Raw genomic sequence first — 25,599 nt, forward strand, 5'->3', positions numbered from 1 at the left:
CTCAGCCCTCCGAACGGGTTATTTTGACAGGGAACCAACCGCTGTCTACATTCCAGCCGTCTTCGCGGCGGAGCGTAACCTGGAAGGGCTTAGGCAGCTTGCTTGTGTCAAGGTAAAATCGTGCTTTTGCGCTGTAGCCCTCCGGATTTAATTCCCGATACGATCCTAAATAGAGGTTGGAGACATTTTTCATCATGGCGAGCGCGGCCGCGGGCGACTCAAAACTTTGCGTCATGCCGCCGATGCTGAGCTTGTATTTGCGTGTGAGCGGATTGAAGCTCAGGCGAATGTGCTCAGATGCGCCGGCAATGTCACGATCAAACCAATACCAGCGCTTTTTTTCAACTTCAACTTCCAGAACAAAGCTGAGCGTAATCCCGCGCAGAAGAACATCCATAAGCTCGTCGGTCAGCTCAAAATTAAACTCGCCATTGAAGAACAGCCCGCTCGACGGAGTCCGCTGCGCAGAAATCTCCGCCGTCACCGGCTCAACCGACGCTGAATACGCCTGACCGACCGCGCTCAGCACAAGCGCGGCAGCCAGAACAACCTTCTTCAATAACATTAAATCTTCTCTATAAGCGCGTAGAAAAATCCATCATGCGTCTTCGGGAAGAATTCCGGCTTATCCTGAACGCCTTCAGCAGGCGGCAGACTCAGGAGAATCTCCTTGTCAGGACCGATAGGAATCAGTTTGGCGTCCGGATGCTTGGAACAAAACGACTCTATCTGTGCAGGACCTTCCTCAGAAAACACTGAACATACAGCATAAAGAATTCTTCCCCCTTTTACCAGAAGAGGCCATAAATTCTCCAAAAGCTTTGCCTGAGTACGAGCCAGCTGAGCAATATCTTCAGGCTTGCGGGACCACGGAATGTCCGGGTGTCTGCGAACAATTCCGGAAGCCGTGCACGGAGCATCCAAAAGAATTCTGTCAAACGGTTTGCCGTCCCACCAGGACTGAATATCCGACGCATCCGCAACTCGGACGTTCGCCTTCAAACCCAGCCGATCCAAATTTTCAGTAATGCGGACGGCCCGCAGAGGATCAATTTCCAATGCGGTTAAGTCCACATCGGCCAGCTCCAAAATATGCGCGGTTTTCCCGCCGGGCGCAGCACAGGCGTCCAGTACGCGCATCCCGTCTTTTGCGCCGAGAATCGGTGCGGCAAGCTGACTGCCCGCATCCTGGACCGACACCAATCCGTCGGCAAAACCGGGAATATCCCGAACCGGACGCGGCTCCTCCAAGCGAAGTCCGTACATACCTTCAGGAACACACACGATTTCCTTAGCACGGTAGTCCGCGAGCACATCTTCAAGAACGGCTTTTCTCTTGTTGACGCGCAGCGTCAGGGGAGGATGCCTTCTTTGCAGCGAAAAAATCTCTCGCGAGGATTTTCCGAAAACGGCCTCATAGCGGCGAATCCACCACATGGGCGCGTTGTAGCGGACCACCGGACTGCGCTCAAGCTCATCGGTCAGCCGGCGTTTTTCACGAAGATAGCGCCGCAGAATCGCATTAACGAAGTTGGCCGCTCTCATGGTCTGCGGATCCGACTTCGCCGCGATAACCGCTTGGTTGCAGACGGTAAATTCCTGCTCCTTGCCTTCCTTTAGAAGACTAATCGAAAGCTCCAGCAGCGCCGCGGTCTTCGCATCGGGCGCCCTGCTGACCAATTTTGCGACAGCGGCTTCAGCAAAAGCCCTGCGCCGACTGACGCAGTAAAGCAGGTTTTGACAGGCGCCCCGATAAGCAGCGTCTCGGGGAATTTCACTAAGCGCCTTATCAAGAGAAACTCCGCCTTTGATACTGATCCAGGGCGCCGCGGATCGAACCAGCGCCTCAGCCAAACTGCCGATTTTCATTTGAAAACCTCTCCCGCTTTAATCGAATGACCGGAAAGAAAGTCCCGCACGTCCAGTTTCTTTCCGCCGGGCCTCTGCAGACGTGTCAGACGCAGCACCGTTCCGCCGCCGCAGGCCACACAGATTCCTTTTGCGTCGCTGCTAATAACAGTTCCCGGCGCCAAGCTCGTTTTACCCGAGTCGGCAGCAGCCATCCAGGCCTTCAATACTTCATCATTTAAACTAAAGAAACAGCCGGGCGCCGGATTGAATGCCCGAATTCTGCATGCGATCTCCTGAGCCGACTGTCCCCAGTCAATCCGACCTTCTTCCTTAGACAATTTATTGGCATATGTCGCGCCTTGCGGCTGCGCTCTCGGCGGATATGCGTTCGGATCATCTAAATACCGGAGCAGCATCTCGGCGCCAAGCTCAGAGAGCTCACGCGTCAGATTCTCAGCCGTATCTTTCTCAGTGATCGGAACCGACTCTTCCATCAGCATCGGCCCGGTATCCAGTCCCGCATCCATCTGCATGAGCGTAATGCCGGTCTCGGCGTCTCCCTTCTCGATCGCGCGTGCAATCGGAGCGGCGCCTCTCCATGCCGGCAGGAGACTGCCGTGAATGTTAACGGCCTTGATTTCCGGATGCTCCGGCGAAACGCCTCTCGGTATATCCAGCACTTCCTGAGGAATAATGAGTCCGTAAGCCGCAACCACAAGAACATCAGCGTCAGCAGCTTTCATTGCTTCAATCGCTTCAGCGGTTTCCTCCAGCCCCTTGGAGCGGCGAAGCGTCAGCGGCGTCAGCACCTTAATTCCGGCGCTCAGAGCGGTCTGCTTGACTTCGCTTGCCTTGAGCTTTCGGCCTCGCCCTGAGGGCCGATCCGGCTGACTCAGCACCAGCACGACCTCATGCTCGCTTTCGATCAGTTTTCTGAGAGCCTCGGCTGCAAAGTCCGGCGTTCCGGCAAAAACAATTCTCATCTTCTCTTTCTCCGGCTATATCCGAATATGACAAAGTCTGATTGTATGACACGTGCGGATGTTTCATAATCCAATCAGTTACTTTCCGAGCATAGATATGCCAATCGTTGATCTGAAAACCGTCAAGCTGAACTACGAAATTCTCGGTGATCCTGCGCTTCCTACCGTGCTGCTGATCATGGGACTGAGCATGCCGGCATCAGCATGGCCGGATAAATTCATTGAGCAGCTGCTTGTCAGAGGCCTGCGCGTCATTACCGTGGATAACCGAGACGCGGGTCTGTCGGAGAAATTCAGCAACAGAAAAATTCAAACCTCGGTGCCGATCGCGATCGGCCGCGCTCTGCTGAGAATGCCTGTACCCGCGCCCTATCGTTTGGAAGATATGGCGCTTGACCTGGCAGCTCTTCTGGATTACTTAAATGTGCCGCGCGTTCACGCGGTGGGCGCCTCTATGGGCGGAATGATCGCACAGATACTTGCAGGCATCCGTCCCTCCCGCGTCTGCTCTCTGACGTCAATCATGTCCGCTTCGGGGAATCCCCGTACGGGTTTTGGCAAACTCAAGGCGATCTACTCTATCCTGAGCCAAAGCTTGGGAGATGACTCCGAACAAGAGAGGAAAAAACGTTTGACTCAGGTCTTCATGACATTGAAAAGTCCGCATTATCAGTATCAGGAAGAAGATCTGGAGCGACAGCTTGCAGACGTCGCAGCTCACCCGCTCGATCCTGCGGCCGGAGAAAGACAGCTGCTTGCAATTCTGGCGAGCGGCGACCGCTCGCAGCAGCTCTCGCGGATTACCGTACCGACTTTAGTCATCCATGGAGAGGACGACCCTCTGCTGCCGCTTTCCGCGGGCAAGGAAGTCGCAGAATTAATTAACGGCGCAAGATTTATGTCCCTTCCGAAAATGGGACACGATCTTACGCCGATACATTTGGAGACGATCGCTGACGCAATCGCCGACCTTGTCTGGTCTTCGGAGTGTTAGGCGCGGGCGGCCTGCTTGGCCGCTTTCGCCTCTTCAAGACGCTGCTTTTGAATCTTGTGACGAATACGCTGCTTTTTCAGCATGCTCAGATGATCAACAAAAACAACTCCGTCAAGATGGTCCATTTCATGCTGAACACAAACCGCGAGCAAGCCGTCACAGTCCATTTCATAACTGTTGCCTTTAAGATCCTGAGCGCGCACTCGGACATTGGCCGGACGCGTCACCTTATCGTAAATACCGGGTACGGAAAGACAGCCTTCTTCCCAAGGCTTGGTCTCTTCGCTTGAAGAAACAATCTCCGGATTAATGAGAATCTTTAAATCATTCTTTTCTTCCGTGACGTCAATCACAATTAGGCGGATGTGACGATCAACCTGCGTCGCGGCAAGTCCCACGCCAGGCGCTTTATACATCGTCTCAGCCATATCGGAAGCCAGCTTTTCAAGCTCTTCGTTAAACTCTGTCACTTTTGCGGCTTTCGTCTTCAACCGCGGATCCGGATATTTCAAAATAGGAAGAATGGCCAAAGTAATCCTCTCAACTAAATCTGAATCATCAGCGCTCTCTCAGAGCCGCAGCATTTTAAACGAGCTGCGTCTCGAACGCTTACAGAAGATTGTAAATCTCCCAAAAGTCAATTGGTTGCAGTCATCCCAAAAAGTGCTAATTTAAAAAAAGAATGTTTTAAGTTTTCATCATGGGTAAATCGTTAGTTATTGCTGAAAAACCTTCAGTCGCCGCAGACATTGCCAGAGCTATCGGCGGGCTTAAAAAAGAAGGCGATCATTATGTGGGCGAACACTATATCGTGGCGTCCGCCGTCGGCCACCTGCTCGAGCTGAAAGAGCCGCCGGAATATGAAGTCAAAAGAGGCAAATGGAGCTTTGCGCATCTGCCGGTCATTCCCTCGCACTTCGATCTCTCGCCGATTAAAAAATCCGAAGCAAAACTCAACTCACTTAAGAAACTGATCAAGAGCCGGGAAGTAGACAAACTCATCAACGCATGCGATGCGGGACGAGAGGGCGAGCTAATTTTCCGCTATATCGTCGAAGCGGTTAAATCCAAAAAACCGATCGAACGGCTGTGGCTGCAGTCAATGACGAAACACGCCATTGTTGAAGCGTTCAAACACCTGAGAAGCGACGAAGAAATGCAGTCTCTTGCCGATGCGGCGCGAAGCAGATCGGAGGCGGACTGGCTTGTCGGAATTAACGGCACAAGAGCGCTTACAGCCTTCAACAGCAAGGATGGCGGCTTCTTTCTGACGACCGTCGGCCGCGTGCAGACGCCTACACTTGCACTGGTCGTTAAGCGCGAAGAACAGATTCGCGCCTTTGTGCCGACCCCGTATTGGGAGGTACACGCCGAATTCAAGGTGGCCGAGGGAAACTACAGCGGAAAATTCTTCGACCCTAAATTCAAAAAGAGCAGCGATCCGGTCAAAAAGGCCGAACGATTATTCAGCGCCGAAGAGGCCGCTAAAATCGCAGACGCCTGCCGCGGAAAAACCGGCACCGCGGTCGATACCTCTAAACCGTCAACTTCTAACTGCCCCGCTCTGTACGATTTGACAACACTGCAGAGGGATGCGAACTCCAGATTCGGATTCTCAGCGAAGACCACCTTGGCAATCGCTCAGGCACTCTACGAGAAACACAAACTGCTGACCTACCCGAGAACCGACGCGCGAGCGCTTCCGGAGGACTATCTTCCGACGGTGAAGAGTACGCTGCAGCTGCTCGCAGAACACAGTCCTCTGGGCAAATACGCGGCTAAGGCGCTCAAAAATGACTATGTTGTGTTCAGCAAAAAAGTCTTTAACAACGCCAAAATCAGTGACCACTTCGCGATTATTCCGACCACTCAGGAGCCTAAGACCACCTTGTCCGAAGCTGAACAGAAGGTCTATGAACTGGTAGTCAAGCGTTTTATCGCAATCTTTTATCCGCCCGCCCAGTTCAATAACACGACACGCGTCACCGAAGTCGAAAACTACAGCTTTATTACCGAAGGCAAAGTTCTTGTCAGCCCCGGCTGGCTTGAAGTTTACGGCCGCTCCGCCGGTGAAGACGGTGCTGAGCTGGTGCCGATTAAACCGAAAGAATCAGCCCTCACGCTGAAAGCTGAACCTACTGCTCTTGCAACCAAGCCGCCTGCTCGCTACACAGAAGCCTCGCTGCTGAGCGCGATGGAAGGCGCGGGCAAAACACTCGAAGAAGCTGAACTGCGGGATGCGATGTCTGAAAAAGGCATCGGAACGCCGGCGACACGAGCCGCAATCATCGAAGGACTCATTCAGCAGAACTACATGATCCGGGAAAACCGAGAATTGGTCCCAACCGCAAAAGCGACTCAGCTCCTGACCCTGCTCAAGGGGCTGAAAATTCAAACACTCTCGGAGGCCGAACTGACCGGTGAGTGGGAATACAAGCTCTCGCAAATCGAAAAAGGCAAGCTCTCACGCAAGGACTTTATGACTGAAATCGGCGGCCTCACTAAGGAGATTGTCGACGCCGCAAAAAGCTACGGCGCTGACACGGTCCCCTTAGATAACCCCGCTATGCTTAAAACGCCCTGTCCGAAATGCGGCGGTCCTATCGTAGAAAACTACCGCAGATTCGCGTGCACAAAATGCGGCTACAGCATTCCGAAACATCCGGGAGGACGCACCTTCGCTCCCGATGAAGTTGACGAGCTGCTGACTAAGGGCAAAATCGGACCGCTCGACGGATTTATCAGCAAACTCGGACGCCCCTTCTCCGCCGAACTGAAACTTGGTCCTGCGCCCGATTACAAGATTGATTTTGACTTCGGAGAAAACACTTCACAAGTCACCGTCAGCGTCGATGAACTGCGCAAGCAGGAACCCGTCGGCGTCTGTCCGGTCTGCGGCGCAAACGTGTATGAAACGGAAAACGCTTACGCCTGCGAAAATCATGTCGACCCGAAGGCTAAGAAGAAATGCGCTTTCAGAAGTTCCAAGGTTATTCTGCAGCAGCCGATTGCGCGTGAACAAATGGAAAAACTTCTGAAAACCGGCTCCACAGATCTGCTGACCAACTTTGTCTCCAACCGAACCAAACGGAAATTCTCCGCTTTCCTGGTTCTGGAAAAGGGCGGAAAAATCGGCTTCAAATTTGAAGAAAAGCCCGCAGGAGAACAAAAGAAAATCGCCGGACGGCGCACCACGAAAAAAGCAGCCGAGTAATGCGTAAAAACGGCGGGCTTAAAGCCCGCCGTTTATTACTTCTGCTCTTCCTGTTCAGAGTCCTCCGATGCAGAGGTCTGCTCTTTCTTATCATCAACCTTCGTGACAAGTATCTGATCGATTCTGTGCCGCTCAACGTCGATCACTTCAAAACGATAACCTTCGTAGACAAATCGGTCCGTCAGCTTCGGAATTTTTCTCAGCATATACATCATAAAACCCGCAACCGTTTCGTAGGTTTCATCCTCCGGCAGGGGACCAAAATCGAACACACGCTCTAAATCGTCAATCGGAGTCGCGCCGTCAATCAGCCAAGAGCCGTCATCGCGCTGCACAATCTGCGCCTCATCCGGCGTCAGAACAAATTCGCCCATCACAGTACTCATGATGTCATTGAGCGTAATCACACCAACAGTCAGCGCATATTCATTCAGCACCACCGCAAAGTCGGAGCGCTGATTTTTGAACAATTCCAGAACCTCTGAAAGAGTGAGCGAATCGGGAACCGCAGGGATTGAAGAAATGCAGTTCTGATCTTTAAGAGAGAAGGTCTTGCCTTCAATGACGCGGCGAAGCAGGTCTTTTGCGTCGACATAGCCGATAACATGGTCAATGTCGCGGTCGCAGACCGGGAATTTATTGTGCGGGCTTTCCGCAATCTTCTTTGTGATGCTTTCGTAGCTCTCGTCAAGCGTGAAGTAAACCACATATTCACGCGCCGTCATCGCACTCGGAACAAGCCTGCTTTCCAAATCCATCACGTTTTCAATTGCTGCCTGCTCCGTCGGAGCGATAAGCCCCGCTGCCGCCCCTGCATCTACCGTCGCAACAATATCCTCACTCGTCAGACGGGTTTTATTCTGAGTCGGCAGCCCGAGCATCTTCATAATGGAATTGGAAATAATTGTGAGAACCCACACAAAAGGCTTGAGCAGGCGAATCAGCACCTGCATGGAACCGATGAGGCGGACGGATATCTCCTCAGGCTTTGACATCCCGATGCGTTTTGGGATGAGGTCGGCAAAAATAATGAAAAGAATCGTCACTACAACAAATGAACAGACAAACGACGTCGTGTCCAGATACTGCTGAGGAAGAATCGGCTCAAGAAGTGTGTTGAAAATTCCCTTAAACGCAGGCTCACCTACGATACCGCCGAGAATGGCGACCGCATTAATGCCGATTTGAATCACGGAAAAGAAGGGACCCGGCTTTTCCTGCAGATTCAGCACTTCCTGCGCTCGGCTGTCTCCGGCTTCCGCCATTTGCGTCAAACGAACACGACGCGAGCCGGCCAGTGAAATTTCAGAGATAGCAAAGTACGCCGCCGCAAGAATCAGCAGAAAAATAGCAAAAATTTTCAGTGTTAAATCCATAAAGTCCCCTCAAATTGATACACATAGGTACAAGCCTACCAAATAGAAAGGACCTGCGGCGGATACCAGACTATAGATAGGGGTTAATATTGCACAGACGAGCCTTCCTTAAATCATCTCTTAAGGTTTCGGCTTCGCCCATAAAATGAAGAATCAGTGCCAGAGAGTTGGCGTCCAGCTCAAACACCCGGCGCAGGTTTTCCGCCCGATGCGTTATACGAAACGTCGCGGAGCGGAATCGTCCGTTGCTTAAAAATTCATCAAAGGCACCCAGCTCCTGCAGTTCGTCAAAAACCTTCAGCGGAAAACCGCTCATTTCTCGGAACTCCTCGGGGCTCAGCGTCGTACGAATCTCAGTCACAATCGCAGTGCTCATAGCCGTTCCTCCTACAAATTCTCTCTAGGGTTAAACGTTGAAACCTCTGAGAGCCTCTTATAAAGCTCTTTCTCCTCTTCGGTGGGAGCGGGAGGAACAACAATAGAAATCACGAGATACATGTCTCCGGCAGCACCCTTCTTGTTCGGGAACCCCTTTCCCGCGATACGGATCTTTTGACCGGCTTTAGCACCGGCCGGCACCTTAACGGAAATCTTGCCGCCTGAAAGCGTCGGTATCACAGCTTCTGTGCCAAGCACCGCCTCATACGGTGCAAGCGGAACGGTCAGATAAACATCGCGCCCGTCAACACGGAAACGTCCGCCTTCACTGATGTTGATCGTAATGTAGAGATTGCCGTTCGGACCGCCGTTATAGCCCGGGCCGCCCTTGCCTGCCAAACGCATTCTCTGGCCGCTGATCGTTCCTGCGGGAACCTTGACCTCCAGAGTCTTGGTGACGTGACGCACCCTGCCGTCGGCTCCGGCCTCTGGTTCACGAAGCGAGAGACTGACTGTGGTGCCGTTAAAGGCCTGTTCCGGCGTAATCTGAACTTCCGCATTCAGATCCTCGCCCGCCTCTGGCTGACGAGCGCGAGAGGCGCCCATATGCGAGAACAGATCGGAAAAATCAAACCCGCTGTCGCCGAAATCAAATCCGCCAAAGCCGGAAGCACCGGCTCCGCCGAAACCGCCCCATCCCGGAGGCGGCTCAAAATTGCTTCCGTCGCGGCGCTGACCGAGCTGGTCATATGCGGCGCGTTTTTCAGGATCCGACAGCGTCTGATAGGCCTCATTGACGTCCTTGAATTTCACCTCCGCGTCCTTCTCTTTAGAAACGTCGGGATGGTATTTGTGCGCAAGCTTTCGGAAGGCTTTCTTGATATCTGTCTCAGAAGCTCCGCGTTCCACTCCTAAAATTTTGTAGTAATCCTTGTATTCCATAACAAGTCCTCTTTAGAGATTTGATTAGTCTCTACTGTTTGTCCCGAATATGTTGAAGCCCAGACTAAAAATGGGCAGATGCGGACATTGAATTTAGTCCCTGAAAAACATTTTCCGGCGTGCTGCTTATGGTAAAAAATAATTACGTTGTTAATTCCATTTGGAGAAATCAAAATGAAAAAAACACTGACTGCCGCGGGCCTTGTCGCGGCTTCGTTCGCCTTTGCCGCAGCCGCCTCCGCGGGCACCGTTCTGGACAAAGTTAAATCCAGCGGAGTCGTCGTCTGCGGCGTGAACACTGCTGCGCCCGGCTTCTCAAACGCTGACAGCCAGGGAAACTGGACCGGTCTGGATGTTGATTACTGCCGCGCTCTGGCCGCCGCGGTCCTGGGCGATGCAACCAAAGTTAAGTTCGTTCCCCTCAACTCTCCACAGCGCTTCTCTGCGCTTCAGGCCGGAGAAATCGACGTGCTCGCCCGCAACACTACCTGGAACCTGACTCGTGACGCCTCCTTAGGCGCAGTCTTCGTCGGCACTAACTACTATGACGGACAGGGCTTCCTGGTTCCGAAGAAACTGAACGTCAAGTCTGCCAAACAGCTTAACGGCGCCACTATCTGCGTACAGTCCGGAACCAGCAGCGAACCGAGCGTCGCCGACTATTTCAAGTCCAACAACATGAAATACAAGGCTGTAGTCTTTGATACCACTGAAGCAACTCAGGGCGCTTTCCTCTCCGGACGCTGCCAGGTTTACACCACTGACATGAGCGACCTCGCCGGCGCCAGAACAAAGGCCGCCAACCCTGATGACTACATTATTCTTCCTGAAGTCATCTCCAAAGAACCGCTCGGACCTGCCGTTCGCCGCGGTGATAATGAATGGTTCCAGATCGCCCGCTGGGTGCTGAACGCCATGATTGAGGCCGAAGAAAAAGGCATTACATCCGCTAATGTCGACGAGCTACGTAAAACCAGCACCGACCCCAATGTGAAGCGTCTGACCGGTGCAGGCGACGATACCGGCAAACTTCTCGGTCTGGACAAGGATTGGTCCTATCGCATCGTCAAACAGGTCGGCAATTACGGTGAGAGCTTCGAAAAAAATCTCGGACCGAAGACTCCGCTTGCTCTGCCCCGCGGTATCAACAACCAGTGGACTAACGGCGGCATCCTGTATGCGCCTCCTGTCCGCTAAAATCTAGTTTCGACTAATAACAGCTATCACTGAGGCAGGTCTGTCCGACCTGTCTCATCATTATTATTAAAACTATGAATCGGCACGGCGACGAGGCTTTCCACAGGCGGGAGAAATCAAGAAAAAAGAAAGCGTTTATCTGGCAGTTCATTCTGCTTGCTGCGCTTTTAGTAATTTTCGGAAGCTTCGCATTTAACATCTCATCCAACCTCGCAGCAAGAAATATTCATTCCGGCTTCGGTTTCCTAAGCGAGAGCGCGGGTTTTGAACTGGGAGAATCGCTCATCAGCTTCAGCTCGACAGAATCGTACGGACGAGCGTTTTTGGCCGGCCTGCTCAATACCATTCGTGTTGCGGCAGTTTCCATTATTACCGCCACAGTCCTCGGCATCATCGTCGGCTTAATGAGACTGTCCAAACATCCGCTGCTGAAGTTTCTGGGGGCGGCGCATGTCGAGTTCTATCGAAACATCCCTCTTATCGTTCAGTTGCTGCTGATCTATCTGCTGATCACGGAACTGCTTCCCGATTCAACGGAAGCGCTGCATTTCGGCTCTTGGGCCCTGCTTTCCAAAGCCGGACTGCAGTACGCAGTCCCGACAGATTTTCATGCAGCCGCCGCAGCCTCAGCCGTTTCAGCGATCCTGTGTTTTATTTTCTGCAGAAGAACTTTTATTAAAACTTATACCGGCCTGATCTCCAGTACATTAGCGCTCGGCTGCGCCTTATTGGCGGGCGGCGCGGTCTGGTTCGCCGCGGGCATTATTTTCGGCTGGTCCAAACCTGAACTTCAGGGTTTTGCGATCGAAGGCGGCAGCTCCCTTTCTCCGGAATTCCTTGCTCTTTGGATCGGTCTGACACTGTTCACCTCCTCAGCAATTGCAGAGATTATTCGTGCCGGCGTACTCGCAGTCCCTAAGGGACAATGGAACGCGGCTCTTTCACTCGGCATGACGCAGATGGAAACCGTCAGCTACGTTATCTTTCCTCAGGCCCTCAAACTCGCTGTACCTCCGCTTGCCAGTCAGTATATGAATCTGACAAAGAACTCTTCCTTGGCGGTGGTGGTCGGCTATCCGGATCTTGTGTCGATCGGCAATTCAACGATCAACTTAAACGGACAGGCACTGGAAGTCATCGTCATCATCATGTCGGTATATCTGGTCCTGAACCTCATTATTTCCGTCCTGATGAATAAAGTTAATGCTTTGGTGACCAGGGGGGCGCGATGAAACATCATCAAAACCGCGGACTGGCATACTCTCTGCGCTCTTCGCTCTTTTATTCTCCAATCGCTTCCGTAATCACGCTCGGGCTATTTCTATTCGTGGGTGCCGCAGGCTGGTACGCTTGGAAATGGGGTGTTTCCGACGCTATTTTCAGAGCTGACTTTCAGGCCTGTCTGAAAAATCATGACGGAGCCTGCTGGGGATTTGTCGCGGAAAAGTGGCGTCTGATCATTTTCGGCCGCTTCCCCTACGATGAACAATGGCGGTCCGCCGTCGGCACCAGCTCAGTCCTTCTTATGCTGTTTGTCTCCGCATTCCCTCAAACCTGGACCAAGACCGGTATAAAGATCCTCGGTGCACTCTGGCTCGCCGCTCTGGCAGCGTTTTTCATCTTCATGAGAGGAGGTATTTTCGGCCTGAGCTCCATCGACCCGGACTATTGGGGCGGCCTGCCTCTGACAATCATTCTGACGCTTTTCGGCATGACGGCTTCAGCTCCGATCGGCATTCTTCTTGCGATCGGTCGCACTTCCAAACTAACCGCCATCCGTAATATCTGCATCGGTTATATCGAATTGGTCCGCGGCGTGCCGCTGATTACAGTTCTCTTCGTGGCCTCTTTCATCTTCCCGCTCATTCTCCCGCCGGGCTGGAGAATCGATGCGTTCTGGCGAATCGTCATCGGTATCGTGCTGTTTCAGGCCGCTTATATGGCTGAAACCGTCCGAGGCGGTCTGCAGACCATACCGAAGGGGCAGTTTGAGGCCGCGGCCGCACTCGGACTGAATAAGTTTCAGACTTATGTTTCAGCGATCCTGCCGCAGGCGCTCGCCGCGATTATCCCGGCTTTTGTCAATAATCTGCTTTCAACCTTCATGGACACTTCCCTTGTCACGATCGTCTCCATGTATGACCTCACCGGAAGCCTTCGTCTCGCTTTGGGTGATCCCAATTGGCGCAACTTCTTCCTTGAAGGGTATTTGTTCATCGCCATAATCTACCTTGTATTCAGCTTTATTATGTCCCGCTACAGTGTTTGGCTGGAACAGCGAATTCTAAAAAAGAAACAAATGGCGGCTCAGGAAGGACAAAAAAATGACGATGCAGATCGTGTTGGAACATGAAGTAAAAATCGGAAGTGAAGAAAACCGCTTCGAGCGTGAGCAGGTATGGCAGGCGCTGACTTACGTCTTACTGAATCGACATAAATTCAGTGACCTCTTTACCGAAATCGAGGCGATCGAACGCAAAGAAGAACCTGGGAAAATAACCCAGAAACTGCGCGTGCAGATGCACAGCGGCCACTGCATTGAAGAAGTGCTCGAATTTTTCCCTGAGGATCACGTTCTTACGACAATTGACTCGGCTGCGCATAATCCGAGATCCACACTCGAAATCAGAATCGTGCGCAATGACAACGGTCAGTACGCGCTGCACTTCACGTATAAAGAAGATTTAAAGGAAAAGGCAGAAAGAAAATTGGAACACCCGCGCGAAATACAAGGGCTCATCCATAACGCGTGGAAATTAAAAGATGAAGAGCTGACCGCAGGGGTACTCGGACTGCTACTGAAAGGGAATGTAAAGTAACTGCGCTAAGGCCGCCTGCGCAGACCGTCTGAAGCAAACAAGAAACCCTCCGAAGGAGATTCCGACGGAGGGTTTGGAAACTATGAATCAGACAAAATCGCTTTGTATAAGCGAGACTCTGTCTTAGATCGCACCGACGAGGTCGATAGACGGCTTCAGAGTGTCTTTACCGGGTTTCCATTTGGCCGGGCAGACCATGCCGGGGTTGGCTTCAATGAACTGAGCAGCCTGAACCTTGCGCAGAAGTTCCTTAGCGTCACGACCGATGCCTTCGTCATGGATTTCGCAGGCAACGATACGGCCGTTCGGATTGATCACGAAAGTGCCGCGCTGAGCAAGACCGGCAGACTCAATCATCACGCCGAAATTGCGAGAGAGCTGACCTGTCGGATCGCCAAGCATCGGGAACTGAACCTTTTTAATGGCTTCAGAAGAGTCGTGCCAAGCTTTGTGAGCAAAATGCGTATCTGTGGAAACAGAGTAAATTTCGCAGCCGATCTTCTGGAATTCAGCATAGTTGTCAGCGAGATCTTCAAGCTCTGTCGGGCAGACAAATGTGAAGTCAGCCGGGTAGAAGAAAACAACAGACCACTTACCTTTCAGATCGGCGTCAGTGATGGTCTTGAATTCGAATTTTTCAAAAGCCTCAGCTGTGAACGGCTGAAGCTGTGTTCCGATAAGGGACATTCATTTCTCCTTTAATAAAAGTGCGACAACAATATCGGACAACTTCCGGCAAATCAAACCCCTTACTGGCCATTATGGGGTTTCTTTTAATAACAACTTATATATTCTATTTATATTCAATAAGTTAAATATCATTTATTTCAATTTTTTCTTTGTAACTCCATATTTCTTGCTTATTCGAACAAATCTTCATAAGATAGGCGCTTTTAGAGGAGTTACCCACCAATGACTGCATCTGCATCACCTCAGGCTGCCGCGCTCGCGCCGGTCCCTTCCATTGTCACTGATACACTTGATCGGCTCTCCCTGATACCGATCATTAAAAGCGCTCTGGAACAAATTAAAAAAGATGAAACTCTGACGATTGAGGATCAGATCAGTCTGACTGAAGTTGAAGCGCCCCCATTCCATGAAGAAGCTCGCGCTGAATACTTTGCGCGTCAATTGAAGGAACTTGGCCTTAAGAATGTCCGAATTGACGGCATCGGTAATGTTATCGGCGTTCGTCCCGGAAACGGAAACGGCCCCCGCCTGGTGCTGGGTGCGCACCTTGACACCGTTTTTCCAAAGGGCACAAACGTTAAAGTCCGTCGGGAAAACGGCATTCTCTATGCCCCCGGTATTTCCGACGATGCCAGAGGTCTTGCGGTTCTTTTAGAAGTTCTGCGAACACTTAACGCTTTTGACATTAAAACCGAAGGCGACCTTCTTTTTATTGCCACCGTCGGTGAAGAGGGAAACGGCGACTTACGCGGCTCCAAACACCTTTTTGCTGCCGGAGAAGAACATATCGACGGTTTTATTTCCGTTGACGGTGCCGATGTCGGCGTACTGCTTCACGGCTCCACCGGCTCCCGCCGATTCCGCGTCACATTCAGCGGCCCCGGAGGACACAGCTGGAGCAATTTCGGTATTCCGAATGCCAACCATGCGCTCGGCCGCGCAATCGCGAAAATCGCTGACCTTCAGGTTTCCGAGTCGCCAAAAACGACCTTCTCCGTCGGTACTGTTCAGGGCGGAAGTTCAATCAATGCGATCCCCGCAAAGGCTCAGCTGGAACTCGATACCCGCTCAATCAACAACGATGAGCTGAACAAACTTGTTGAACGTATTCTCCCGATCTTCGAAGAAGCTTGCGAAGCCGAAAACAAGCGCTGGAACGCGACAGAAGAGACGAAAATAAAACTGAGCATTGAACCTATCGGACACCGTCCTGCCGGAGATCAGCAAAACGACAGCCCGATCCTCCTTGCGGCTCGTGCCTCTATGAACCATCTCGGAATTGCTCTCACCACATACGGCTGTGCAAGTACCGACCAAAACGTTGCATTGAGCCTTGGTATTCCAGCTACTACGCTTGGAGGCGGTGGAAAAGAGGGCTATAACCACTCCCTAAAAGAATGGTATGACCCGACAGATTCCTACCTCGGCCCTCAGCTCACATTCCTGAGCGCACTTGCTCTTGTCGGTCTCGAGGCTGAAACTCTGCCTCTTTTACCAAAAAGAAAGTAATCTAAACGGGTAACTTAATACGCCCTTCATGCTTGGGCCGAACTAATTGGGCTAAACTTTCTCCGTCTAGTTCTATTTAATTCCATTCGGATGAAGGGCGTGTTAATAAAAATAAAGATTGCGGCGGCTATGCTCGCGCTGATCGGCCTCGGGATTCAGACCGGTTATGCTCAGGAAACCGGAGTAAAAGAGGCTAATAAGGCTGAAAAACAACTCAGCAGTGATAGTGAAATACCAAAAGTTCACCTCAACAGCCGACTGCTTTTTCAAATCATAGCCAGTGAAGTCGCCCTTCAGCGCGGACAGGCGGGCGCTGCTTTCCGCACTTATCTCGCGATAGCTGACGAAACCAAAGACCCCAGATTAGCCGAACGAGCCGTTCAAATTGCAGTCGCGGCTAACGCGCTGAAAGAATTCCGACAGGCAACAGCAACTTGGCTCAAGCTCGCACCTTCCAACCGGGATGCCCAGCGTCATTATTTGTCTGCAAACATTCTCTCCGGCAACTACGCTGTCGCGTTGCCGATTGAGTCCGCCTACCTGGAGAATTCTCCGGAAAGAGGAAAAAACATCCTCGAACTTCAGGCTCAGCTCGCCCTGGCGAAAGACCGCAAACAAGCCCTGCAGTTTTTCCAGTCGGCTACCGTCAAATACCGGGATCTCTATGAAACCCAGCTGGGACTTGCGCGTCTCGAGCTGCTGAACGGCAACATGAATACTGCCCTCGAATACGCGAAAAAAGCGTACTCGATCAATGCCAACGAGGAGACCGTTTCGGTCCTTGCGGGAATGCTTGCCGGAGTACAGCCCGAAGAAGCGATGAAGCTTCTCACTAATTTTCTTCAGAAAAAGCCTGGCAGCAAGGCTGCCAGAAACGCTTACACGCAGCTTCTGCTTAAAAAAGGAGATTACAAATCCTTTGACAAACTGGTTTCGCAATACACCAATGACCCGGAATTCGTTCTCTCTGCAAGCGCCAGTCTGCTTGAACTAAGACGCTTTGAGTCCGCAAAGGAGCTGCTGGAAGGTTTTGTGAAGCAAAATCAGAACAAGTCGGATCAGAATGAGAATCTCTCCAGAGCCTATCTAATGCTCAGCGATGCAGCGATTCAGGATAAAGATTTTCCTAAAGCTGTCCAATACTGCTCCAAAGTAACAGGAAAGCTGGCCTCCGCAGCTTTTCTCCAAATGGCAAATATCTATGCTCGCCAAAATGATTTCCCTGCAGCCCTAAAAAGCCTGTCTCAAATCGGTACGGAGAATGACGCAATTTCAGAGGAGAGGTATCTCCTGGAGGCACGAATCTATCTGGAGATGAATAATCGCGCAAAGGCTAAAGCGGCGCTGAATGAAGGACTGAAAAAGCTCGCTTACTCAAAAAGCATGTACTACGAAGCCGCAATGCTTGCCGAGCAGGACGGCGATCTGAAGACTGCAGAAAAACACCTGAAGAAAGCGATTGAAATCGACCCTGATTTCTCGGGTGCATATAACTCGCTTGGCTATTCACTGCTTGAATCTGCTCCGAGAAGAATTAAGGAGGCTGAGCGCTATATCAATCGAGCCTATGAGTTAGACCCGACGGATCCGTTTATTCTTGATTCAAAGGGCTGGCTGGCTTTTAAACAGAAGAAGTATGCCGAAGCTGAAAAATATCTGAACGAAGCACTCGATAAATTACCTGAACTCGATGTGTACCTCCATTTAACAGAACTTTATTGGACAACCGGGAAAAAGAGTCGGGCTTTGGAATTACTGAAGAAGGCTGAAAAAGAGTGGCCGGACAGCATTGAAACCAAACTTCTCAAGTCAAGACTGAAAATAAAAGATGCGGCAGCTAAGTAAAATCTTTTTTCTTTTCCTGACTGCACTTCTGAGTGCATGCAGCACCCTGTCTGTCCCTGAAAATACAGAAGTATGGACAGGGCGATTTTCCGTCCTCAGCCAATCTGCCTCATCCGCGGAACGACACAGCGGAAATTTCCGTTTTACGGTCAGTCCTGAAAAAAAGACGCTTTTGATCACCGGACCGCTTGGAGCATCCGTCGCCAAGATAGAAGAAAACAGCACCGTTTCAACGATGGAAACAAGAGAGGGAATCCGTCGTGCGCGCAGCACCTCTGAACTTCTGAACCAAGCGGTAGGCGTTCCGGTCAATTTTGAAGAGCTTCAGAGCTGGTTAGAAGGCTCTTCGAAAGCCTCCGCAGCTGCGCAGGGATGGAAAGTTGAAATTTCGCGAGCTCCGAACGGCGATGTTCAAAGAATTTTCGGCAAAGGAAAAGCACCCGCTTCTGACATGAATATCACGATTACGCTTCTGCCTAAAAAAGAAAAGTGAACACTTACTTAAACCTTCCCGCCCCGGCTAAACTGAACCTGTTCCTGCACGTCACCGGAAGAAAGTCTGACGGCATGCATCTGCTGGAATCGATTTTCGTTCTAATTGACTTACGCGATCAGATCGACCTTGAGGAGCTTCCCTCGGGCGCAATTGAACGCGTCGGAGATATCGAGTGGGACGTGGAGAAAGATCTCTGCTGGCGTGCAGCAAAACTTCTTCAAAGACTTGCTCCTCAAAAAGGCTGTCGAATTACAGTTCGTAAACAAATTCCTCACGGTGCCGGCATGGGTGGAGGATCTTCCGACGCCGCGACCTGTCTGATCGGTCTAAATCGCCTTTGGGGACTGAATTTAAGCAGAACCGAGCTCATGCGTTTGGGATTGGAACTTGGTGCAGATGTCCCCTTTTTCATATTTGGCCAAGATGCATTTGCGGAGGGAGTCGGTGAAGTACTGACCCCCTGTCCGATCCCTGACTTTAAGGCCCTAGTCGTTTTCCCGAATGTTTCTGTGCCTACTGCCAAGGTGTTCGGAAGCCCTGATTTGACAAGAAATACTAAATCTATCAGAATGTTGCACTTTCCAGGACTGGTCTCCGCCTTTCCGCTTGCGCTCATCGGGCGCAACGATTTAGAGCCCGTAACGCGCAGTTTATGTCCTGCCGTAGAGGACGCTTTCAGACTAATGAAGCCGATAAGCCGTCCTCGAATGACAGGATCAGGATCGGCAGTTTTTTCCGCTGTAGAATTAGGTTCGGAAGTCTGTCCGCTTGCTCCTCTGCCTTCGGGCTGGAAGCAGTGGATAGTCAAGAGTTTAAAGATTCATCCGCTCAGTGGGTGGATTGAGTCGTAGTACGTTGGAAACACAGGGGAGTCGCCAAGTGGTTAAGGCACCGGGTTTTGATCCCGGCATACGAAGGTTCGAATCCTTCCTCCCCTGCCATACCGACGTCTGTGAGTTCTTTTAACGCTGTTATCTTTCCCGATAGAGCAAACATCATGGTCCAAATGGTTCCAGACAGCCTGATGGTCTTCTCAGGCAATGCTAATCCGAAATTAGCGCAAGCTGTTGTTCAGCATCTCAACATTCCTCTGGGAAGAGCCACTGTAAGTCGCTTCTCAGACGGCGAAGTTCAGGTAGAACTGAATGAGAATGTCCGCGGCAGAGACGTATTTATCGTTCAGCCGACTTGTGTTCCCACCAATGACAATTTGATGGAACTTGTCATTATGGTTGACGCTCTCAGAAGAGCTTCTGCTGCCCGAATCACTGCTGTTATTCCTTACTACGGTTATGCACGTCAGGACCGCAGACCGCGCTCCACTCGTGTTGCCATCAGCGCGAAAGTGGTTGCCAATATGCTTCAGGCAGCCGGAATCGACCGCGTTCTGACAATGGATCTTCACGCTGACCAGATCCAGGGCTTTTTCGATGTTCCTGTCGATAACATTTACGCCAGCCCGATCCTTTTAGGTGACCTCTGGAAGCACAACTATTCCGATCTTGTTGTCGTTTCTCCGGACGTTGGCGGAGTGGTTCGCGCAAGAGCTGTGGCAAAACGCATGGAATGCGATCTTGCCATTATCGATAAGCGTCGTCCCAGAGCGAACGTCTCCGAAGTAATGAATATCATCGGAGAAATTGAAGGAAGAACCTGCGTCATTGTTGATGACATTGTTGATACCGCCGGAACTCTTTGTCATGCCGCCGATGCTCTGAAAGAGCGCGGCGCCAAGAAAGTTCTCGCCTATGCAACACATCCGGTTTTCTCCGGCAACGCCGTAGAAAAAATTACAAATTCTGCTCTTGATGAGGTCGTTGTTACTGATACAATCCCGCTTCGTCAAGACGCTCTTGCCTGTCAGAAGATTAGACAGCTGAGCTGCTCTTCTCTTCTGGGCGAGACGATCTCTCGCATTGCTTGCGAGTCCTCAGTAAGCAGTCTGTTTGCTGAGTAGTTATGTCCCCTCTGCCGGCTGGTCGCGGCCGGCAGTATTATTTTTGGAGATTTTTAAATGAAATTCACTGCTGTCACACGTAAAGCGCAAGGTACGGGTGCGAGCCGCCGCCTTCGCCGTGCGGATAAGCTTCCCGGAATCGTCTATGGTGGTAAAGTCGCTGCGACTCCCATCGAGTTAGATCACAACGAAATTTTCCATGCTCTTCGCAAGGAAAAATTCCATGCATCTATTCTTGAGATGGTTCTTGACGGAAAGAGCGAACGTGTTCTGCTCCGTTCTTTCCAGATGCATCCTTACAAGCCTCAGGTTCTCCACATCGACTTCCAGAGAGTCGCTGCTGATGAACCGATCCGCATGAACGTGCCTCTGCACTTTGTCGGCGAAGAAACCAGCCCGGCCGTTGTTGCTGAAAAAGCCAACATCAACCACGCTATCTCCGAGCTTCTCGTTTCCTGCCTGCCGGATCAGCTGCCTGAACACATCACTGTTGACCTCTCCGGTCTTACAGTTGAAAAACCGATCCACGTTTCCGACATTACTCTTCCTGAAGGCGTTACAGCCATCCTCAAACCGAACGAGGATCCGACTGTTGCTTCTGCTGTCATCATGGCTGAGGAAGTTGACGAAGCTCCTGCTGAGGAAGTTCCAGCTGACGCCGTTCCTGCTACAGCAGAGAAGTCTGAGGAAGCACCGGCTCAGTAATCATCTGAGTACTCAAAATGCTTTGCCGCGGCTAAGCCGCGGCTTTTTTTATTCATAATTAAAAGATTAACTAATGATGGGAGCTTAAATGTCATCTAATCCATTTGCCGATTTAGGGCTGTGTGACACACTGGTCAGTTCCCTGGCCAAACTTGGCTTCGAAGAACCGACACCTATTCAAACAAAGGCTATTCCCGAACTTATTCAAGGCCGAGATGTCCTCGGTCAGGCTGCCACCGGAACAGGAAAAACGGCAGCCTTTTCTTTACCTCTGATTCAGCGCTACTGTCTGGATCAGAAACCCGGAAAACCAAAAATTCTTATCCTTACACCGACCCGCGAACTGTGTATTCAGGTTTCAGAAGCAGTCAACAGTTTCGGAAAAGATTCCAATATTGTTGTTCTGCCTGTATACGGCGGTCAGGAGTACAGCCGGCAGATCCGAGCCCTCAACCGCGGGGTCCATATTGTTGTCGCAACCCCGGGAAGAGCTTTGGATCACATAAAGAGAGGAACGCTTGACCTCTCAGACATCCAAGCTGTAGTACTTGATGAAGCTGACGAAATGCTGGACATGGGTTTTGCGGATGAACTGGATGCGATTTTCGAGGCTCTTCCTGCAAAACGTCAAACCGCCCTGTTTTCAGCCACCTTGCCTGCGAGAATTTCTAAAATTGCAGAAAATCATCTGCACGATGCATGCCACATTCTCATTCCTAAAGAAAAAGTTCCCGAAGGAGAGCAGCCCAAAGTTAAACAGACTGCTTATATCGTCGGAAAAAATCATAAAACCGCGGCGCTTGGACGCATTCTTGACATTGAAAGTCCGAAACTCGCTATTGTGTTTGCAAGAACCCGCAATGAAGTTGACGAGCTGGCAGAATCTCTAAGAGGCAGAGGCTACAGCGTTGAGCCGCTTCACGGCGGATTGGATCAAGCGCAGCGCGACCGAGTGATGAAACGCGCCAGAGCAGAACAGGTTGACGTGATCGTGGCAACAGACGTTGCTGCGCGCGGCATTGATATTGATCACCTGAGTCATGTCATCAATTTCGGTATCCCGTCTTCTGCAGAAACATACATTCACCGTATCGGAAGAACTGGCCGTGCAGGACGAGAAGGCACAGCCATTACCATTCTTGAACCGCGCGAAAGCCGCTTACTAAAGAATATTGAACGAATCACTAAACGCAAAATCAGCGTCCTGTCCGTACCGACCGCGACCGACGTACATGCTAAACGTCTTGACCTCACCCGTGCTTCGCTGCATGAGCTGCTCGTTGGAGATTCTGATCTTGGACGCTATCGTTCAATCGTTGAAATTCTTGGTGACGAATTCGACATTATTGACGTTGCCGCTGCCGCCATCAAACTTGCTAACGAAGCTAACTGGAAAGATGTTTCTGACGTCGATCTTCCCGAAGATCTTTCTTGGAAAAAGGAACACAGCAGTGTCGATCGTCGAGAAAGCTTCAGAGAGGATAGAAGAGCAAAACAGAGAGTCCTCTCTCCCGGAATGGTCCGTTTGTTTATCGGTACCGGAAGAGATGCAGGCATTCGTCCTCAGGACCTTGTCGGCGCGATCGCCAATGAAGCCGGAATTCCGTCAAAACTTATCGGAGCCATTGATATCGCTGACAGATTCTCCCTCGTTGAAGTCGATGAAAACGTTGCTCAGGATGTAATATACGCATTGCGCGACGCCTTTATTAAAGGACGTCAGTGCATCGTCCGCTATGACCGTGAAGGGGCGCCTAGAGACAGCGAACGCGTTCCCTATCATTACAAAAAGTCAGGCGGGAAAGAGAAACGGAAAAACAAAGCTCCGAAGAAAGCGTTTAAATGAGCAAGGCAATACGTTTAATTGTTGGATTAGGAAATGTGGGTGCCTCCTATGAAGGCACCCGGCACAATGCAGGTTTTCTTTTTGCCGATGAAGCAGCTCGGAAGTTCGGCGGATTTTTTTCTCCTGAAAAGAAATTTTCAGGAGATGTCTGCAGAGTAAAGATAGACGGTCGGGAAGTTTTCATCCTTAAACCGTCAACCTTTATGAATTTATCCGGGATTGCAGTGGCCGCCCTCGCCTCTTTTTATAAAATTCTGCCTGAGGAAATTCTCGTCGTCCATGATGAGCTTGACCTTCCTCCTGGAAGTATCAAGCTCAAAGAAGGCGGCGGAACAGCTGGTCACAATGGATTAAAGAGCATCACCGAAAAGCTCGGTACTCCTAATTTTGTTCGGCTTAGAGTCGGGATCGGTCATCCGAGAAACAAGCAGCTCAGCATACCTGTGGCTGACTATGTTCTGACACGTCCTTCTCCTGACGACCGTCAATTAATTGAAGACGCAGTCGAAAGAGGAATTGAAAATACTGCTTTAATCGCCAGCGGAAATCTGAAGGAAGCGGCAAATAAACTTAATGAAAAAAGAACGAGTACTCGTTAGTGCTTGTCTTCTCGGCTATCCAATCAGGTATGACGGATCGGATAAGAAAATATCAGACGAGCTTATTGATCGATTAAAAAACTCAGCCGAGGTGATCTCCGCTTGTCCTGAGATGCTTGGCGGTCTTCCCTGTCCGCGGCTTGCATCCGAGCAGCAGTCACACACCGGCAAGGTCATTGCTTCAGACGGCCGAGATATTTCAGTTTTTTTCAGATTAGGTGCGCACGAGACACTGAATATCTGTAAAAATTATGGAATTCGAGTAGCAGTTCTCAAATCGAAGAGCCCTTCTTGCGGAAAAGGTTTTATATATGACGGCTCCTTCACCGGTCAGTTAACTAAAGGTGAAGGTATTACTTCAAGGCTCCTGTCCGAAAACGGAATTAAAATTTTCAATGAATCTGAAGTTAGCCAAGCAATTGAAAAGATAAGAGGAAAATAAATGGGTTTGAAATGCGGCATCGTAGGACTTCCTAATGTTGGTAAATCTACGTTATTTAATGCACTAACTAAAGCCGGAATTGCGGCAGAAAACTATCCGTTCTGCACGATTGAGCCGAACGTCGGTATTGTTGAAGTTCCGGATCCGCGTTTAGCGAAGCTTGCAGAAATTGTCTCTCCTCAGCGCATTGTTCCTGCAACAGTTGAGTTTGTCGATATTGCCGGGCTAGTGGCCGGAGCCAGTGCGGGTGAAGGATTAGGCAATCAATTCTTAGCAAATATTCGTGAATGCGATGCGATCGCTCATATCGTCAGATGTTTTGATGATGAGAATATCGTTCATGTATCCGGAAAAGTTGATCCGCTGGATGATATCTCCGTTATCAATACTGAATTAGCCCTGGCCGACTTAGCCTCAGTTGAAAAACAGCTGAACAAGTACTCTAAGCAGGCTCGTGCCGGCGGCGATAAGGAAGCGTTGAAACTGGTCAAAGTGCTGGAGAAACTTCAGCCGGTCCTTAATGAAGGCAAACCTGCCCGCATGGTTGACTTAAATAAAGACGAACTGGCTATTATCAGACCCCTGTTCCTGCTGACGCTGAAACCGGTTATGTACGTTGCAAACGTAGAAGAAGACGGTTTTGAAAATAATCCTCTTCTGGACAAGGTCAAGGAACATGCTGCAGCTGAAAAAGCGCCTGTTGTTGCCGTATGTGCAAAGATCGAAGCTGAAATCTCAGATCTTCCTGACGAAGAAAAACAGATATTCCTTGAAGATATCGGCATGCACGAACCGGGTCTGAATCGCGTTATTCGAGCCGCCTACCAGCTGCTAGGCCTGGAAACATACTTCACTGCCGGTGTTAAAGAAGTACGCGCATGGACCATCCATAAGGGAGATCTTGCTCCTCAGGCAGCCGGCGTTATTCACACAGACTTTGAGCGCGGTTTCATTAGAGCCCAGACAATCAGCTATGACGATTATGTTCAATACAACGGCGAGCAGGGCGCTAAAGAAGCTGGTAAGCTGAGAGTTGAAGGTAAAGACTATGTTGTTCAGGATGGCGACATCATGAACTTCTTATTCAACGTATAAAGATGGCACTGACAAGTACCCGACAAAGACAGGAAATTGGGGAGAGGCTGCGCGAGGAACGTGAAAGGCTGGGATATTCAGAGCAGCAAATTTCACAGCTTCTCGGCATTCCAATCGATGCCTACATCCGTTTTGAGGAAGGCGACAGCGATCCTGGCATTTTCAGAATGCCGAGACTTTCCAGTATTGGTTTTGACGTTTTGTACATTATTACGAACGAACGTCATGTCCCTGGAAGGGAGGAAGATGTGCTGCTTCAAAAATTTAGGACACTATCTTTGAAGGGGCGCGTGACGGTGTTCAACACAATAGACGCCCTTGAGCGGCTTGCCCCAAACATCAAAAGAAAAATTAGGAACGTTAAGCGAAGCAAATAAATCCTATAGGCCTCGTTAAGAGGCCTTTTGCTTGCTCATAGCAGATCGATGAACACCCATTGGCGCAGGCGAAATAACTCACCTGCGAAGATTTTGGGCGGCTAGTCATATTCACGTTCGCCAAAGAATGCCTTCTGAAAGCGAATAAATTTATCACCCCTCTGCACAGACAAAATAAAACCTCTCACCGCGTTCGCAGTAAGAGGTTTTAAGAATGGAGAGCCCGGAGACTACCTACTTTCGCAAGAAATACAACTCACTATCATCGGCGTGGAGGCGTTTCA

General features: G+C 50.6%; 25 protein-coding genes and 1 tRNA gene. 18 read left to right on the plus strand and 8 right to left on the minus strand.

Translation table 11 applies throughout. The features are described 5' to 3' along the window. Position 1: 1 nt before the first annotated feature. From E5987_RS01125 to fmt, 3 genes are read right to left on the minus strand one after another with little or no spacing between them, the layout of a single operon-like run. A complete protein-coding gene (locus E5987_RS01125) occupies positions 2 to 565 on the minus strand; it encodes a DUF4390 domain-containing protein (protein ID WP_160334240.1) in 564 nt (187 codons plus the stop codon). Continuing rightward, positions 565 to 1,869, minus strand: a complete 1,305-nt coding sequence (rsmB, locus tag E5987_RS01130) for a 16S rRNA (cytosine(967)-C(5))-methyltransferase RsmB (RefSeq protein WP_160334241.1) — start codon at positions 1,867 to 1,869, stop codon at positions 565 to 567. The genes E5987_RS01125 and rsmB overlap by 1 nt, the downstream gene beginning before the upstream one ends. Further along, positions 1,866 to 2,834, minus strand: coding sequence for a methionyl-tRNA formyltransferase (gene fmt / locus E5987_RS01135; protein ID WP_160334242.1), 969 nt, complete (start codon positions 2,832 to 2,834; stop codon positions 1,866 to 1,868). Before fmt ends, rsmB begins: the two co-directional genes overlap by 4 nt. Positions 2,835 to 2,931: 97 nt before the next feature. On the opposite strand from fmt, the gene E5987_RS01140 reads away from it, so the two are divergent. Beyond that, positions 2,932 to 3,828, plus strand: a complete 897-nt coding sequence (locus E5987_RS01140; RefSeq protein ID WP_160334243.1) for an alpha/beta fold hydrolase — start codon at positions 2,932 to 2,934, stop codon at positions 3,826 to 3,828. Here the strand turns inward: E5987_RS01140 and def are convergent. Next, positions 3,825 to 4,358: a peptide deformylase gene (gene def / locus E5987_RS01145; RefSeq protein WP_202074508.1), complete on the minus strand. Its 534-nt coding sequence runs from the start codon at positions 4,356 to 4,358 to the stop codon at positions 3,825 to 3,827. The genes E5987_RS01140 and def overlap by 4 nt on opposite strands. Positions 4,359 to 4,528: 170 nt before the next feature. Here def and E5987_RS01150 point away from each other — a divergent pair, with 170 nt between their 5' ends. Continuing rightward, entirely contained in the window at positions 4,529 to 7,042 is a 2,514-nt protein-coding gene (locus E5987_RS01150) for a DNA topoisomerase III (RefSeq protein ID WP_160334244.1), read from the plus strand. Between the two features lie 35 nt (positions 7,043 to 7,077). Here the strand turns inward: E5987_RS01150 and paeA are convergent, their stop codons facing one another. The 3 genes from paeA to E5987_RS01165 form a co-directional block, all read right to left on the minus strand. Then, the gene (paeA, locus tag E5987_RS01155) at positions 7,078 to 8,418 is read right to left on the minus strand and encodes a polyamine export protein PaeA (RefSeq protein ID WP_160334245.1); all 1,341 of its coding nucleotides are present in this window, start codon (positions 8,416 to 8,418) and stop codon (positions 7,078 to 7,080) included. Between the two features lie 70 nt (positions 8,419 to 8,488). Then, a complete protein-coding gene (locus E5987_RS01160; protein ID WP_160334246.1) occupies positions 8,489 to 8,794 on the minus strand; it encodes a hypothetical protein in 306 nt (101 codons plus the stop codon). Positions 8,795 to 8,805: 11 nt separating this feature from the next. Then, a complete protein-coding gene (locus E5987_RS01165; protein WP_160334247.1) occupies positions 8,806 to 9,738 on the minus strand; it encodes a DnaJ C-terminal domain-containing protein in 933 nt (310 codons plus the stop codon). Positions 9,739 to 9,912: 174 nt separating this feature from the next. Between E5987_RS01165 and E5987_RS01170 the strand changes: the two genes are divergently transcribed. The 4 genes from E5987_RS01170 to E5987_RS01185 all read left to right on the plus strand — a co-directional run bounded on the left by E5987_RS01170 (position 9,913) and on the right by E5987_RS01185 (position 13,754). After that, a complete protein-coding gene (locus E5987_RS01170; protein WP_160334248.1) occupies positions 9,913 to 10,935 on the plus strand; it encodes an amino acid ABC transporter substrate-binding protein in 1,023 nt (340 codons plus the stop codon). A gap of 74 nt (positions 10,936 to 11,009) precedes the next feature. After that, on the plus strand, positions 11,010 to 12,167 hold the full coding sequence (locus E5987_RS01175; RefSeq protein ID WP_160334249.1) for an amino acid ABC transporter permease: 1,158 nt from the start codon (positions 11,010 to 11,012) through the stop codon (positions 12,165 to 12,167). After that, positions 12,164 to 13,288: an amino acid ABC transporter permease gene (locus tag E5987_RS01180; protein ID WP_160334250.1), complete on the plus strand. Its 1,125-nt coding sequence runs from the start codon at positions 12,164 to 12,166 to the stop codon at positions 13,286 to 13,288. Before E5987_RS01175 ends, E5987_RS01180 begins: the two co-directional genes overlap by 4 nt. Then, entirely contained in the window at positions 13,260 to 13,754 is a 495-nt protein-coding gene (locus tag E5987_RS01185) for an AtaL-like protein (RefSeq protein ID WP_160334251.1), read from the plus strand. The genes E5987_RS01180 and E5987_RS01185 overlap by 29 nt, the downstream gene beginning before the upstream one ends. A 123-nt stretch (positions 13,755 to 13,877) precedes the next feature. On the opposite strand, the gene ahpC is transcribed toward E5987_RS01185, so the two are convergent. Then, complete coding sequence (gene ahpC / locus E5987_RS01190; protein ID WP_160334252.1) at positions 13,878 to 14,441, minus strand: alkyl hydroperoxide reductase subunit C; 564 nt, start codon at positions 14,439 to 14,441, stop codon at positions 13,878 to 13,880. A gap of 225 nt (positions 14,442 to 14,666) precedes the next feature. On the opposite strand from ahpC, the gene E5987_RS01195 reads away from it, so the two are divergent. From E5987_RS01195 to E5987_RS01250, 12 genes are all read left to right on the plus strand, one after another. Then, positions 14,667 to 15,953, plus strand: a complete 1,287-nt coding sequence (locus E5987_RS01195; protein WP_160334253.1) for a M20/M25/M40 family metallo-hydrolase — start codon at positions 14,667 to 14,669, stop codon at positions 15,951 to 15,953. A 99-nt stretch (positions 15,954 to 16,052) separates the two neighbouring features. Then, the gene (locus E5987_RS13365) at positions 16,053 to 17,798 is read left to right on the plus strand and encodes a tetratricopeptide repeat protein (RefSeq protein ID WP_160334254.1); all 1,746 of its coding nucleotides are present in this window, start codon (positions 16,053 to 16,055) and stop codon (positions 17,796 to 17,798) included. Next, entirely contained in the window at positions 17,782 to 18,291 is a 510-nt protein-coding gene (locus E5987_RS01205) for a lipoprotein insertase outer membrane protein LolB (protein WP_160334255.1), read from the plus strand. Before E5987_RS13365 ends, E5987_RS01205 begins: the two co-directional genes overlap by 17 nt. Further along, positions 18,288 to 19,145 (plus strand): 4-(cytidine 5'-diphospho)-2-C-methyl-D-erythritol kinase, encoded by an 858-nt coding sequence (gene ispE, locus E5987_RS01210; protein WP_160334256.1) that lies wholly within the window; start codon positions 18,288 to 18,290, stop codon positions 19,143 to 19,145. Before E5987_RS01205 ends, ispE begins: the two co-directional genes overlap by 4 nt. 14 nt (positions 19,146 to 19,159) lie before the next feature. Next, positions 19,160 to 19,235: transfer RNA gene (locus E5987_RS01215), tRNA-Gln, on the plus strand. Between the two features lie 65 nt (positions 19,236 to 19,300). After that, on the plus strand, positions 19,301 to 20,251 hold the full coding sequence (locus E5987_RS01220) for a ribose-phosphate pyrophosphokinase (protein WP_202074516.1): 951 nt from the start codon (positions 19,301 to 19,303) through the stop codon (positions 20,249 to 20,251). A 57-nt stretch (positions 20,252 to 20,308) separates the two neighbouring features. Continuing rightward, entirely contained in the window at positions 20,309 to 20,956 is a 648-nt protein-coding gene (locus E5987_RS01225) for a 50S ribosomal protein L25/general stress protein Ctc (RefSeq protein ID WP_160334258.1), read from the plus strand. Between the two features lie 88 nt (positions 20,957 to 21,044). Further along, on the plus strand, positions 21,045 to 22,802 hold the full coding sequence (locus tag E5987_RS01230) for a DEAD/DEAH box helicase (protein WP_160334259.1): 1,758 nt from the start codon (positions 21,045 to 21,047) through the stop codon (positions 22,800 to 22,802). Then, a complete protein-coding gene (gene pth, locus E5987_RS01235; RefSeq protein ID WP_160334260.1) occupies positions 22,799 to 23,401 on the plus strand; it encodes an aminoacyl-tRNA hydrolase in 603 nt (200 codons plus the stop codon). Before E5987_RS01230 ends, pth begins: the two co-directional genes overlap by 4 nt. Then, positions 23,376 to 23,843 (plus strand): 2-thiouracil desulfurase family protein, encoded by a 468-nt coding sequence (locus E5987_RS01240; RefSeq protein WP_160334261.1) that lies wholly within the window; start codon positions 23,376 to 23,378, stop codon positions 23,841 to 23,843. Before pth ends, E5987_RS01240 begins: the two co-directional genes overlap by 26 nt. Next, a complete protein-coding gene (gene ychF / locus E5987_RS01245) occupies positions 23,844 to 24,938 on the plus strand; it encodes a redox-regulated ATPase YchF (RefSeq protein ID WP_160334262.1) in 1,095 nt (364 codons plus the stop codon). 2 nt (positions 24,939 to 24,940) lie between these two features. Continuing rightward, entirely contained in the window at positions 24,941 to 25,315 is a 375-nt protein-coding gene (locus E5987_RS01250; RefSeq protein WP_160334263.1) for a helix-turn-helix domain-containing protein, read from the plus strand. The last annotated feature ends 284 nt before the right edge of the window (positions 25,316 to 25,599 follow it).

The sequence above is a fragment of the Parasutterella muris genome (genome assembly GCF_009767915.1).
GTDB classification, from domain to species: domain Bacteria; phylum Pseudomonadota; class Gammaproteobacteria; order Burkholderiales; family Burkholderiaceae_F; genus Parasutterella; species Parasutterella muris.

Coding starts and splice junctions, on each gene's coding strand:
- rsmB (WP_160334241.1), bottom strand. CDS start 1,869: ATGAAAATCGGCAGTTTGGCTGAGGCGCTGGTTCGATCCGCGGCGCCC.
- E5987_RS01205 (WP_160334255.1), top strand. CDS start 17,782: ATGCGGCAGCTAAGTAAAATCTTTTTTCTTTTCCTGACTGCACTTCTG.
- paeA (WP_160334245.1), bottom strand. CDS start 8,418: ATGGATTTAACACTGAAAATTTTTGCTATTTTTCTGCTGATTCTTGCG.
- E5987_RS01125 (WP_160334240.1), bottom strand. CDS start 565: ATGTTATTGAAGAAGGTTGTTCTGGCTGCCGCGCTTGTGCTGAGCGCG.
- E5987_RS01165 (WP_160334247.1), bottom strand. CDS start 9,738: ATGGAATACAAGGATTACTACAAAATTTTAGGAGTGGAACGCGGAGCT.
- ahpC (WP_160334252.1), bottom strand. CDS start 14,441: ATGTCCCTTATCGGAACACAGCTTCAGCCGTTCACAGCTGAGGCTTTT.
- E5987_RS01150 (WP_160334244.1), top strand. CDS start 4,529: ATGGGTAAATCGTTAGTTATTGCTGAAAAACCTTCAGTCGCCGCAGAC.
- E5987_RS01225 (WP_160334258.1), top strand. CDS start 20,309: ATGAAATTCACTGCTGTCACACGTAAAGCGCAAGGTACGGGTGCGAGC.
- fmt (WP_160334242.1), bottom strand. CDS start 2,834: ATGAGAATTGTTTTTGCCGGAACGCCGGACTTTGCAGCCGAGGCTCTC.
- E5987_RS01195 (WP_160334253.1), top strand. CDS start 14,667: ATGACTGCATCTGCATCACCTCAGGCTGCCGCGCTCGCGCCGGTCCCT.
- pth (WP_160334260.1), top strand. CDS start 22,799: ATGAGCAAGGCAATACGTTTAATTGTTGGATTAGGAAATGTGGGTGCC.
- E5987_RS01160 (WP_160334246.1), bottom strand. CDS start 8,794: ATGAGCACTGCGATTGTGACTGAGATTCGTACGACGCTGAGCCCCGAG.
- E5987_RS01250 (WP_160334263.1), top strand. CDS start 24,941: ATGGCACTGACAAGTACCCGACAAAGACAGGAAATTGGGGAGAGGCTG.
- E5987_RS01170 (WP_160334248.1), top strand. CDS start 9,913: ATGAAAAAAACACTGACTGCCGCGGGCCTTGTCGCGGCTTCGTTCGCC.
- ychF (WP_160334262.1), top strand. CDS start 23,844: ATGGGTTTGAAATGCGGCATCGTAGGACTTCCTAATGTTGGTAAATCT.
- E5987_RS01220 (WP_202074516.1), top strand. CDS start 19,301: ATGGTTCCAGACAGCCTGATGGTCTTCTCAGGCAATGCTAATCCGAAA.
- E5987_RS01185 (WP_160334251.1), top strand. CDS start 13,260: ATGACGATGCAGATCGTGTTGGAACATGAAGTAAAAATCGGAAGTGAA.
- E5987_RS01140 (WP_160334243.1), top strand. CDS start 2,932: ATGCCAATCGTTGATCTGAAAACCGTCAAGCTGAACTACGAAATTCTC.
- E5987_RS01180 (WP_160334250.1), top strand. CDS start 12,164: ATGAAACATCATCAAAACCGCGGACTGGCATACTCTCTGCGCTCTTCG.
- E5987_RS01230 (WP_160334259.1), top strand. CDS start 21,045: ATGTCATCTAATCCATTTGCCGATTTAGGGCTGTGTGACACACTGGTC.
- E5987_RS01175 (WP_160334249.1), top strand. CDS start 11,010: ATGAATCGGCACGGCGACGAGGCTTTCCACAGGCGGGAGAAATCAAGA.
- E5987_RS01240 (WP_160334261.1), top strand. CDS start 23,376: ATGAAAAAAGAACGAGTACTCGTTAGTGCTTGTCTTCTCGGCTATCCA.